At 71.6% G+C, this 11,548-nt stretch carries 9 protein-coding genes, 1 tRNA gene and 1 pseudogene; 4 read left to right on the top strand and 7 right to left on the bottom strand.

The window, feature by feature from the left end; genetic code table 11:
- The 6 genes from B0E53_RS26825 to B0E53_RS26800 form a co-directional block, all read right to left on the bottom strand.
- The coding region (locus B0E53_RS26825) for a serine/threonine-protein kinase (RefSeq protein ID WP_107078572.1) at positions 1–933 on the bottom strand (933 nt) is incomplete at its 3' end.
- A gap of 1 nt (position 934) precedes the next feature.
- Positions 935–2,437: a penicillin-binding transpeptidase domain-containing protein gene (locus tag B0E53_RS26820; RefSeq protein WP_107078571.1), complete on the bottom strand. Its 1,503-nt coding sequence runs from the start codon at positions 2,435–2,437 to the stop codon at positions 935–937.
- On the bottom strand, positions 2,434–3,810 hold the full coding sequence (locus B0E53_RS26815; protein ID WP_246835611.1) for an FtsW/RodA/SpoVE family cell cycle protein: 1,377 nt from the start codon (positions 3,808–3,810) through the stop codon (positions 2,434–2,436). The genes B0E53_RS26820 and B0E53_RS26815 overlap by 4 nt, the downstream gene beginning before the upstream one ends.
- A 139-nt stretch (positions 3,811–3,949) precedes the next feature.
- Complete coding sequence (locus B0E53_RS26810) at positions 3,950–5,389, bottom strand: PP2C family serine/threonine-protein phosphatase (RefSeq protein WP_107078569.1); 1,440 nt, start codon at positions 5,387–5,389, stop codon at positions 3,950–3,952.
- On the bottom strand, positions 5,386–5,871 hold the full coding sequence (locus tag B0E53_RS26805) for an FHA domain-containing protein (protein WP_107078568.1): 486 nt from the start codon (positions 5,869–5,871) through the stop codon (positions 5,386–5,388). Before B0E53_RS26805 ends, B0E53_RS26810 begins: the two co-directional genes overlap by 4 nt.
- 6 nt (positions 5,872–5,877) lie before the next feature.
- Complete coding sequence (locus B0E53_RS26800; RefSeq protein ID WP_107078574.1) at positions 5,878–6,666, bottom strand: DUF3662 and FHA domain-containing protein; 789 nt, start codon at positions 6,664–6,666, stop codon at positions 5,878–5,880.
- A 208-nt stretch (positions 6,667–6,874) separates the two neighbouring features.
- Here B0E53_RS26800 and B0E53_RS26795 point away from each other — a divergent pair.
- The 3 genes from B0E53_RS26795 to B0E53_RS26785 all read left to right on the top strand — a co-directional run bounded on the left by B0E53_RS26795 (position 6,875) and on the right by B0E53_RS26785 (position 8,943).
- Positions 6,875–6,960: transfer RNA gene (locus B0E53_RS26795), tRNA-Leu, on the top strand.
- Positions 6,961–7,048: 88 nt separating this feature from the next.
- Positions 7,049–8,140, top strand: a complete 1,092-nt coding sequence (locus B0E53_RS26790) for an NAD-dependent epimerase/dehydratase family protein (protein ID WP_210406221.1) — start codon at positions 7,049–7,051, stop codon at positions 8,138–8,140.
- The gene (locus tag B0E53_RS26785) at positions 8,137–8,943 is read left to right on the top strand and encodes a WecB/TagA/CpsF family glycosyltransferase (protein WP_107078573.1); all 807 of its coding nucleotides are present in this window, start codon (positions 8,137–8,139) and stop codon (positions 8,941–8,943) included. Before B0E53_RS26790 ends, B0E53_RS26785 begins: the two co-directional genes overlap by 4 nt.
- A 65-nt stretch (positions 8,944–9,008) precedes the next feature.
- Here the strand turns inward: B0E53_RS26785 and B0E53_RS40445 are convergent, their stop codons facing one another.
- Positions 9,009–11,018, bottom strand: coding sequence for a S8 family serine peptidase (locus B0E53_RS40445; RefSeq protein ID WP_107078566.1), 2,010 nt, complete (start codon positions 11,016–11,018; stop codon positions 9,009–9,011).
- A gap of 220 nt (positions 11,019–11,238) precedes the next feature.
- On the opposite strand from B0E53_RS40445, the pseudogene B0E53_RS26775 reads away from it, so the two are divergent.
- Positions 11,239–11,548 (top strand): annotated as a pseudogene (locus tag B0E53_RS26775) (hypothetical protein); the annotation flags it as partial.

Below are 11,548 nucleotides of genomic sequence, written 5' to 3'. Positions count from 1 at the left end.
CACCACGGGCGGGCGGGGCTGCGGTCGCGTGGCCGTCGGGACCTGCGCCCGCGCGGCCGGCGCGGCCGGGGACGCGGGTACGCCGGAGATCGGGTGACCGCCCCGCGCCTGCTGCGACAGGGCGAGCTTGGCCTGCCGGGCGACGCTGGCCAGGGCGGAGGCGCTGGGCCAGCGGGCCGCCGGGTCCTTCGCCAGGGCACGTTCGACGATGGCCCGGACCTGCGGCGGGATGTCGGCGGGGAGCGGCCGGGGCACCTCGCGCACGTGCTTCATGGCGATTTCGAGCGGGTTGTCCCCCTCGAACGGCCGTCGGCCGGCCAGGCACTGGTAGGCGACCACGCCGAGGGCGTACACGTCGGAGGCGGGGGTGGCGACCGCGCCGGTGGCCTGTTCGGGCGAGATGTACGAGGCGGTGCCGAGCACCGAACCGGCGGCGGTGAGCTGGCCGACCAGGTCGGAGCGGGCGATGCCGAAGTCGGTGAGCACCAGCGTGCCGTTGGGCCGGACCAGCAGGTTGCCGGGCTTCACGTCGCGGTGCACGATGCCCTTCTCGTGCGCGGCGTGCAGCGCGTCGGCGGCCTGCGCCAGCAGGGCCATGGTCCGGGCCGGGGTGAGCCGGCCCACCCGGCTGAGCGTCGAGGAGAGCGCGTCGCCCTCCACGTACTCCATCACCAGGAAGGCGATCTGCTGGTCGCTGCCGAAGTCGTAGACGTCGACCACGCCGGGGTGGTTGATGGTGGCCATGGTGCGCGCCTCGCCGCGGAACCGCTCGGCGAAGCCCGGCTCGTCGAGCAGGGCGGGGAGCAGGCTCTTGACCGCGACGGTACGGCCCAGCACCTGGTCGGTGCCGCGCCAGACGTCGCCCATGCCCCCGCTGGCGATCCGCTCGTCGAGGCGGTAGCGGTTGCCGAGCTGCACCCCCGGGCTGAGCATCTCAGCGGCCTTCCGCGATGGCCGCCGCCATGATCCGGCCGCCGATCCGGGCCGCCTCGGCGCTGCCGCCGCTGCCCGCCTGCTCCAGTTCGACGCACACGGCCGAGACCGGGGTGCCGTTCTTGTCCAGCGCGAAGCCGATGAACCAGCCGTGGTCGGGGGTGCCCGGGCCGGACTGGGCGGTGCCGGTCTTGCCGCCGACGGTGTAGCCCTCGATGGCGGCCTTCCGTCCGGTGCCCTCCTTGACGACGTTGACCATCATGTCGCGCAGGTCCCTGGCGACCTGGCTGCTGACCGGCTGGCGCAGCTCACGCGGCTTGGCGGCGTCGTAGACGGTGGTGCGGTCCGGGCCGAGCAACTGCTTGACCAGGTACGGCCGCATCTGGCTGCCGTCGTTGGCGACCGAGGCGGCGATCAGCGCGCCCTGGAGCGGGGTCATCCGCACGTCGCGCTGGCCGATGGAGGACTGGGCCAGGGCGGCCGGGTCGGTGCCGCCACCCGGGGCGGTCATCTCGCCGGTGCGGCTGGCCGCCACCGGCAGGCCGCCCTTCTCGCCGGATTCGCCGACGGAGAGGTCGTCCTGCTCGAAGCCGAACGCTCGGGCCTTCTCCTTGATCTTGTCCGCGCCGAGCCGGACGCCGAGCTGGGCGAAGCCGGTGTTGCAGGACTCGGTCACCGCTTCCCGCAGGGTGACCTGAGCCTCCGGGCAGATCGACGGGGCGGCGTTGCGGATCGGCTGGCCCGAGGTGGGCGGCGTGTAGCTCGACCCGGCCGGGATCTCGGTCTGCTGGGTGACGCCGTTCTCCAGCGCCGCCGCGGCCACCACGATCTTGAAGGTGGAGCCCGGCGGCAGGGTCTCGGCGAGCGCCCGGTTCGCCAGCGGGCGGTCCTTGTCCTTGTCGAGCTTGTTGTATTCCGCCGTGGCCTCGTTGGTGTCGTGGCTGGCCAGCGGATTCGGGTCGAAGCTCGGCATGGAGACCAGCGCCTGCACCGCCCCGGTCCGCGGGTCGATCGCGATGGCCGCGCCCCGCTTGGCCCCGACCTGGTTGTCGTTGAGCTGCTTGTACGCCGTCTCCTGGGCCCGCTTCGAGAGGGTCAGCAGCACGTTGCCGCCACCGGTCTGGTCGCCGGTGAACATGTCCTTGATCCGGTTGGCGATGAGCTGGTCGCTGGTGCCGGCGAGGAAGTCGTTCTCCAGCCGCTCGATGCCGGTGTCGCCCAGGTTGACCGGCTTGTAGCCGAGCACGTGCGCGTACATCGCCCCACCGGGATAGGTGCGCTGGAACTTCAGCTTGCCGTCGGTCTCCTTGCTGAGCGCGAACGCGGTGCCGCCGACCTCGATGTTGCCGCGCTTGCGCTCGTACTCGGCGACCTGGACCCGGCCGTTGTAGTCGCTGTTGCGGTATTCGTCGGCCTTGTAGGCCTGGATCCAGTTCAGGTTGGCGAAGAGCAGCCCGAACAGGATCATGACGACCACGCCGACGCGGCGCAGGGGTGCGTTCACGGCCGGATCACCTCCGTGGGGGCACCGTGCAGTTGCTCCGGCGGGCCGCCCGCGGGCCGGGCCGCCGGGCCGCCCCCGGTCACCGGGCGGCGGGCGCCGTCGGAGACCCGGAGCAGGACCCCGATCAGCAGCCAGTTCGCCATCAGCGAGGAACCGCCGGCGGAGAGGAACGGCGTGGTCTGGCCGGTCAGCGGGATGAGCTTGCTGATCCCGCCGACGATGACGAAGACCTGCAGGCCCAGGGTGAAGGCCAGGCCGCCGGCGAGCAGCTTGCCGAACGAGTCCCGGACCGCGAGCGCGGCCCGCAGCCCCCGCTCGACGATCAGCAGGTAGATCACCAGCAGCGCGGAGAGGCCGAAGAGGCCGATCTCCTCACCGATGCCGGCGAAGATGAAGTCGGTCTGCACCTCGGGCAGCAGGGTGGGCTGGCCGCCACCCGGGCCGGCCCCGAACAGGCCGCCGGTGCCGAGCGTGAGCAGGCCCTGGACGAGCTGGTAGCCCCGGTCGTACGGCTCGGCGAAGGGGTCCAGCCAGATCTGCGCCCGGTCGTAGAAGTTGGCGAACGGCCCACCCACCGTGCTGCCCAGCACGTACGCGAGGTAGGCGCCGCCGAAGAACAGGATCAGGCCGATGAGCAGCCAGCTCACCCGTTCCGTGGCGATGTAGAGCGTCACCACGAACATGCCGAAGTAGAGCAGCGAGGTGCCCAGGTCCTTCTCGAAGACCAGCACCAGCAGGCTGATCATCCAGACCACGAGGACCGGGCCGAGGTCCCGGCCGCGCGGGAAGTCGATGCCGAGCACCCGCCGGCTGGCCAGCGAGAGCACCTCGCGCTTGCGGACCAGGTAGTAGGCGAAGAAGGCGAGCAGGGCCAGCTTGGCGAACTCACCCGGCTGGATCGAGAACCCGCCGAGCCGGATCCACAGCTTCGCGCCGTTGATCTCGGAGAACCGCCCCGGCAGCACCGCCGGGATCATCACCAGCACGATGCCGGTCAGCCCCAGGGTGTACGCGTACCGCGACAGCGACCGGTGGTCCCGCATGATCGCCAGCAGTGCGGCGGCGAGCACCACCGCGCCGAGCGTCCAGGCGAGCTGCCGCCCGCCGGTGCCGGCGAAGATGGCCAGGGTCTCCCGCTCCTCCGGAGCGGCCTGGGCCAGGTCGTAGCGGCGCAGGAAGCCGACGCCGATGCCGTTGAGCAGGGCGACCGCCGGCAGCAGAGCCGGATCGGCGAACGGCGCCAGCCACCGGATCACCAGGTGCAGGCCCAGGAAGACCAGCCCCAGCGCGGCGGCCGGGATCCAGAAGTCCGGGGTGACCGTGTCCAGCACGTTCGCCTCGACCGTCGCCGCGTACGCCGCCACCAGCACCATGGCGAGCAGCAGCAGGGACAGTTCGGCGTTACGCCGGGACCGGGCCAGGCGCACGCCGGGCTGCTCGCCCGTCGAGGCGGGCGAGGCTGCCGGTACGGCGGCTGCGGTCACGAATGCGTCCTCGGTGTCGAGCCGGCGCTCACTCCGGCGACCGGCAGCCGGCCGGGTCGACCGGCGGAACCGTGTCGGAGGGGACGGCGTCGGGCGTGGTGGTCGGCGTCGTCGTCGGCCCCGCGGCGGCCGTGGCCGTGGCGCTGGCCGGCGGGACGGCGCTGCCGCTGACCGCCGGGGCCAGCGGGCTGCCGGTCACGGACGGCGTCGGGCTGGCCGGCCCGGGCGTCGGGCTGGGCGGACAGAGCGGCTTCAGGTTCGGGTTGGCCGGGTCATCGCTGGTCAGCTCGGCCAGCCGGCGCTCGGCGTCCGGCTCGCTCTTGGCCTGGATGCCCTGCTTGACCTGCTCCTGGGCGGCCAGGGTGAGGTCGTCGAGCTTGGCCCCGCTGGTGGCGTGCACGTTGGACAGGTCGAGCCCGGCGACCTGGCCCGGGACCCCCCGGAACACGGCGAGCTGCCCGTCGTCGGTGGCACCGACGTAGTACTGGCGCTGGGTGTAGCTCCACCCGCCGAAGACGCCGCCCCCGACGATGACCAGCAGCGCCAGCAGCATCGCCGCGGTACGCAGCGGGTGCTGACCGCGCCGATCGGGCTCGTCGTCGCGGGTGTCCACCGGCTCCTCGGGCGCGGGCGCCCGGGGGGCGGACAGCGCCGAGGCGCGGGCCGCCGGGGTGGAGACGTCGGCCGAGGTGGCCATGCCGCGGTCGCGGGCGGCGGCGCCGCCGACGATCGGGGAGGCCTCGACGATGTCCTGGTCGGTGGCGTCCGCGATGATCACCGTGATGTTGTCCGGGCCGCCGCCGCGCAGGGCGAGCTGCACCAGCCGTTCCACGCACTGCTGCGGGTCGGTGTACTCGCGCATGGTGTCGGCGATGGTGTCCGCGCTGACCACACCGGACAGGCCGTCCGAGCAGATCAGGTAGCGGTCACCGGGGAGCACCTGCCGGACGCTGTACTCCGGGTCGATGTCCCGGCCGTCCAGCGCCCGGGTGAGCAGCGAGCGCTGGGGGTGGCTGCTCGCCTCCTCCGCGCTGATCCGGCCCTCGTCGACGAGCATCTGGACGTACGTGTCGTCCTTGGTGATCTGGGCGAATTCGCCGTTGCGCAGGAGATAGGCCCGCGAGTCACCGATGTGGACCATGCCGAGCTTGCTGCCCGAAAAGAGGGTCGCGGTGAGCGTGGTGCCCATCCCCTCCAGCTGCGGGTTGGCGTCCACGGTGTCGCGGAGCTGTTGGTTGGCGGTGCCGACGGCGGAACGCAGCGCGTCGACGAGGGCGTCCCCGGGGACGTCCTCGTCGAGGGGCGCCATGGCACCGATGACGATGTTGCTGGCGACGTCACCGGCGGCCATGCCGCCCATGCCGTCGGCAACGGCAAGGAGCCGCGGCCCGGCGTAGACGGAATCTTGATTACCGTCTCGGATCAGACCGCGGTCGCTGTGGGCCGCATAGCGCAGGGTCAGAGTCATGGCCGTAATTCGAGGGAAGTGCGGCCGATCCGGATCGGCACGCCGAGGGGGACGGGGGTTGGTCCGGTGACCTTAGCGCGATCCAGGTAGGTGCCGTTAGTCGATCCGAGGTCCTCGACGAACCACTGCCCGTCGCGCGGCACCAGCCGGGCGTGCCGCGCCGAGGCGTAGTCGTCGGTGATCACCAGGGTCGAGTCCTCGGCCCGACCGATGGTGATCTGGGCCTCGCCGAGGGTGATCCGGGTGCCGGCCAGCTGGCCGGCGGTGACCAGCAGCTGGTGTGCCGCCCTGCCCCGCTTCACCTTCGCCGGCTTCGCCGCCTGCCCGGTTGAGGCCCCGACCGCGCGCGGCGCGGCCACCAGGCGGCCCGACCGGGCCCCCGCGAAGAGGTCCCGGCGGATCACTCCGACCACCGTGAACACGAAGATCCACAGCAGGATGAGGAACCCGAACCGGGCGACGGTGATGACGAGTTCCGGCAAGGCGGGTCAGCCGTCCACGCGGAAGGTCAGGGTGGTCGTGCCGAGCTGGATCATGTCGCCCGGGTTGAGGGCGACCGCGGAGACGCGCTGGCCGTTGACCATCGTGCCGTTGGTGGAGCCGAGGTCGGTCAGCACGACCTGGCCGCCGTCGAAGTCGAGCCGGGCGTGGCGCCGGGAGATGCCGACGTCGGGCAGGCGCAGGTTGGCCTGGTCGCCGCGGCCGATCACGGTCGAGCCCATCTGGAGCGGGTAGGTGCGGCCGTCGCCGGAAACCAGGCGGACGTTGCGGCCACCGCCGTGCCCCGGCGGCGGGCCGTAGCCGCCACCCTGGTCGTACGCGGGATAGGCCGGGCCGGCGTCGTAGCCACCGGGCGCGGAGACCGGGGCGACCTCGCCGCCGGTGTAGACCTCCGCGGTGACCCGGAACATGCCGGTGTCGAGCCCCTCACCACGCTCGACCTCCACGATCACGTCGCCGTAGACCGTCCAGGCCTGCTCGCCGATGAACTCCGCCTGCGACTGGGCCAGTTCCTGGGCCAGCGCGGCGGCGTACGGCGCCAGCCGACTGTGGTCGTAGGGCGAGAGATCGATCACGTAGCGGTTGGGCACCAACGTGCGCCCACCGGCCAGGATCGCCTTGTGCGCCTCGGCCTCCCGCTGCATGGCGTTGAGGATCTCCACGGGGTGGACCACCCCTTTGAAGACCTTGGCGAAGGCCCCCTCGACCAGGCCTTCCAGACGCTTCTCGAAGCGTTGCAGCACGCTCACCGGCTCCTCCTCGGGTCCCGAGGCAATGATGGTATCCGGACACCGCCTCCGCAGCTCACACGCCGCTCGGCCGGCAGCCGGCGGCCCGTTCGTGACCAGCCCCGCGGTCATGCTAAAGTTTCGTCCGCCACGAACGGTGATCGCTCGTGGCGATGACCGGGAACAGCGTAATATGTCCGGGCACCCGCCGCAGACGGCGGGAGCGGGATGAGATACGGTGTTGCAGGTCAGCCACGGGGAAGTGGCGGAATGGCAGACGCGCACGGTTCAGGTCCGTGTGCCCGAAAGGGCGTGGGGGTTCAACTCCCCCCTTCCCCACCACCACGAGGGCTCCGCGATTAGCGGGGCCCTCGCGCCGTATCGGGGCGTGCCGGACATCACGCTATGCTCCGATGGTTCCCCTGCCCCGATGGACCAGGAGTGGCGTGTGAGTGTCGCGTTGGTGACCGGCTCGGGCGGTCTGATCGGCTCCGAGGCGGCCCGGCACTTCGCCGGCCTCGGTCTCGACGTGGTCGGCATCGACAACGACATGCGCCGGTACTTCTTCGGCGAGGACGGCTCGACCGCCTGGAGTCTGGACCGCCTCGCCGCCGAGCTGGGCCGCGCCTACACCCACCACGCCGTGGACATCCGGGACCGGGACGGTCTCGAGCAGGTCTTCAAGAAGTACGGCTCGGACATCGCCGTGGTGATCCACAGCGCCGCCCAGCCGAGCCACGACTGGGCCGCCAAGGAGCCGTACACCGACTTCGACGTCAACGCCGGCGGCACCCTCAACGTGCTGGAGAACACCCGGCGGCACGCCATCGACGCGGCGTTCATCCACTGCTCGACCAACAAGGTCTACGGCGACCGCCCGAACAGCCTGCCGCTGATCGAGCTGGAGACCCGCTACGAGCTGCCCGAGGACCACCACTGGTACGACGGCATCACCGAGGACATGTCGATCGACGAGTCGCTGCACTCGATCTTCGGCGCCTCCAAGGTGGCCTCCGACGTGATGGTCCAGGAGTACGGCCGGTACTTCGACATGAAGACCGCCTGCTTTCGGGGCGGTACGCTGACCGGCCCGGCGCACTCCGCCGCCGAGCTGCACGGCTTCCTGGCGTACCTGATGCGCTGTGTCATGGAGGGCCGGACGTACAACCTCTTCGGTTACAAGGGGAAGATGGTCCGGGACGCGATCCACTCGCGGGACGTGCTCACCGCCTTCGAGGCGTTCTTCCGCGAGCCGCGCTCGGCGCAGGTCTACAACCTCGGCGGCGGCCGGCACTCGAACACCTCGCACATCGAGGCGTTCCGGATCGCCGAGGAGATCACCGGCCGGGTAGCGAAGATCAACTACGTCGAGCAGGCCCGCACCGGCGACCACCAGTGGTACGTGAGCAGCATGGCCCGGTTCGAGGAGCACTACCCGAACTGGAAGATCACCTACGACGTGCCGATGATCCTCCGGGAGATCTACGAGGCGAACGTCGACAAGTGGGTGCCGAAGGCATGACCACCGGCACCAAGCGGAACGTGCTCGGCGTACTCGTCGACGCGACCGACTACGCCCGGGCTACCGAGGCCGTGGTCGCGGCGGCGCACGACCGCCGCCCGCTGGCCCTCACCGCGCTGGCCGTGCACGGCGTGATGACCGGGGTGCTCGACCCGGCGCACAACGCCCGGCTCAACTCCTTCGACGTGGTCACCCCCGACGGGCAGCCGGTGCGCTGGGCGCTCAACCTGCTGCACGGCGCCGGCCTCACCGACCGGGTCTACGGGCCGGAGCTCACCCTCCGGGTGCTCGCCCGCTTCGCCGACGAGGGGCTGCCGGTCTACCTCTACGGCTCCACCGAGGAGACCCTGTCCCGCCTCATCCCGGCCCTGGAGCGGAAGTTCCCGGCCTTGAAGATCGCCGGTGTCGAGCCGTCCAAGTTCCGCTCCCTGGAGCCGGGCGAGGACGCCGAGATCGCCGACCGGATCAAGGCCAGCGGCGCCCGGCTCGTCCTGGTCGGGCTGGGCTGCCCCCGGCAGGAGGTCTTCGCCTACGCCATGCGGCCGCTGCTGGACATGCCGCTGATGGCCGTCGGCGCGGCGTTCGACTACCACGCCGGGCTGCTGCGCAACCCGCCAACGTGGATGCAGCGGGCCGGGCTGGAGTGGTTCTGGCGGCTCGGCCTGGAGCCGAAGCGGCTCTGGCGCCGCTACCTCATCCTCAACCCGGCCTACCTGGCCCGGCTGGCCGGGCAGAAGACCGGCCTGTGGAAGGCCACCCCGCCGCCCCCGGCGACGGGGCGCCCGGCCACCTTCGACGTCTGACGCCGAAACGACGTCCGGCGGCCACCCGCGAAGGGGACCGCCGGACGCCGGTGGGAGAGGTTGGCTCAGGAGACGTTCACCGCCGTGTCGTCGATGACGAACGAGGTCTGCAGCGAGACGTCCTCGGTGCCGGTGAACTTCAGGGTGACGGTCTGGCCGGCGTACGAGGCCAGTGAGAACGACTTCTGGCTGTACCCGGTGGCCTTGTTCAGGTTCGAGTAGGTCGCCAGGGTCGCCAGCACGCTGCCGGAGGAGTTGAGCACCTGCACGGTCAGCTTGTCGTACTGGACGCTGCTGGTGGTCTCGGCCGAGTCGATGTGCAGCCAGAAGGTGAAGTTGTACGAGGCGCAGCCGGCCGGCAGGCTCACCGACTGGGACAGCGTGTCGGTGTGGGTGCTGCCGTAGCCGTCCAGCCACGCGTTCCACGTGCCGGTACGCGGCGGCTGGCCGCTGGAGCCGTACTGGCCGATCACACCCGAACTGGACGACCAGACCGTGTTACCCGACTCGAAGCCCGGGTTGCCGAGCTTCTGACCGGCCCCCGTGCAGCCGCCGGCACCGGTGACGGTCAGTGAGTACGTCGCCGTCTTCGTGCCCGACGCCGCGGTGCCGCTGATCGTCACCGGGTAGGTGCCGGCCGGCGTGCTCGCGGAGGTGGTGATGGTCAGGGTGGACGAGCCGCCGGAGGTCACCGAGGACGGGTTGAACGAGGCGGTGGCGCCGCTCGGCAGGCCGCTCGCGGCGAGGCTGACCGACTGGGCGGAACCGTTGGTGGTCGCGGTGGAGACCGTGGCGGTCACCGAGCCGCCGGGCGTGGTCGAGCCGGAGGTGGGCGAGACCGAGACGGAGAAGTCGTTGGTCGGCGGTGGGGTGGTGCCGTTGGCCACGTAGAGCAGCCGGTTCGGCGTGCCGGTGCCCACGTTGGTCACCACGTTCGGGGTGGCGTCGTTGACCAGGCTGTCCCGCACCTGCTGCGGGGTCCACGAGGGATTCGCCGAGAGCACGAGCGCCGCGGCGCCCGCGACGTGCGGCGACGCCATCGAGGTGCCGCTGATCGTGTTGGTGGCGGTGTTGCCGGTGTACCAGGCGGAGGTGATGTTGACGCCCGGCGCCAGGATGTCGACGCAGGTGCCGTAGTTGGAGAAGCTCGCGGCGGCGTCGTTGTTCTGCGTCGCCCCGACGGTGATCGCCGACGCGACCCGGGCCGGGGAGTAGTTGCAGGCGTTCTGCCGGTTGCCCAGGATGTCGCCGTTGCCGGCCGCCACGGCGTACGTGATGCCGGAGTTGATGGAGTTGGTGACCGCGGTGTCGATGGAGCTGTCGGCGGAGCCGCCGAGGCTCATGTTCGCCACCGCCGGCTTCACCGCGTTCGCGGTGACCCAGTCGATGCCGGACACCACCTGGGCGCTGGTGCCGCTGCCCTGGCAGTTGAGCACCCGGACCCCGACGATCTGGACGCCCTTGGCCACCCCGTACGACGAGCCGCCCACCGTGCCCGCCACGTGCGTGCCGTGGCCGTTGCAGTCGTCGGCGGAGCCGCCGTCCACCGCGTCGAAGCCGGAGACGGCCCGGCCGCCGAAGTCGTTGTGCCCGAACAGCACGCCGGTGTCGATGATGTAGGCGCGTACGTTGCTCGCCGTGTTCGGGTAGGTGTATGAGCTGTTCAGCGGCAGGTTCCGCTGGTCGATCCGGTCCAGGCCCCAGGACGGCGGGTTCGTCTGGGTGCCGGCGATCGAGACCGTGTGGTTCTGTTCCACGTACTCGACGGCGGGGTCGGCAGCGATCCGTGCGGCGGCCTTCGCGCCGACGGTGAGTTCGAAGCCGCGCAGGGCGGCGCGCCACGTGCGGGCGACCGTGCCGCCGTGCCGGGCCGTCAACCGCTGCGCGGTTTCGGTGACCCGGCCGGGGGCGACGGCGTTGTCCTTCAACACCACGATGTAACTGTCCGCCACCGCGGTGGGACCACCGGCGGCGCGGATCGCGCCGGTGGGTTCGGCGGCCGCGGCGGGTGACGCGGCCGCGAGCGCGGTCAGGGCGGCCATTCCGACGAGTACGGACCTGTGTGGGAGACCCATCTCCCTACCTCCCTCCGACCGGCACAGGACCGTCCGCCGGGTGAGGCACCGGCTGATCGACGCTGACCGATCGCTAAGAGGCTAGGTCACCAGTGGAAATACTGTGAACATGCCGGATCCGCCATAACGTCGATGGGATGACCCCTACGGGAGGGCGTACGGGAGGAACGGGGGTGCCGGCCCGGATCCGGTCGACGCCGGACCGGACCAGGCTGGAGCCATGGACGAGCATCTCACCGTGCTGCTCCCGCTCGCCGCCGTCTGGCTGGCCGCCGGCGTGGTGGCGGACGGACTGCCCCGGCTGGACCGCGCCCGCGCGCTGCGCCGGCGTACCGGATGGTTGTCCGCCCTGGTGCTCACCGGCCTGGCGCTGACCGCGGCCGTGCTGGCGGTGGGCCTGCAGAGCGCCGGCACGACAGCGCTCGACCGGGCCGCCGCCGGGCTCACCCTCGCGGTGGCCCCGGCGCTGGTCGTCGCGGTCTGCACGGTAGGCCGGATCCGACGGCTCCGGGCCGGCGCGGGCGCGTTCG

It is taken from the genome of Micromonospora sp. MH33, assembly GCF_003013775.1.
Lineage (GTDB): Bacteria > Actinomycetota > Actinomycetes > Mycobacteriales > Micromonosporaceae > Micromonospora > Micromonospora fulviviridis.
This window is presented reverse-complemented; position numbering and strand designations above follow the sequence as displayed.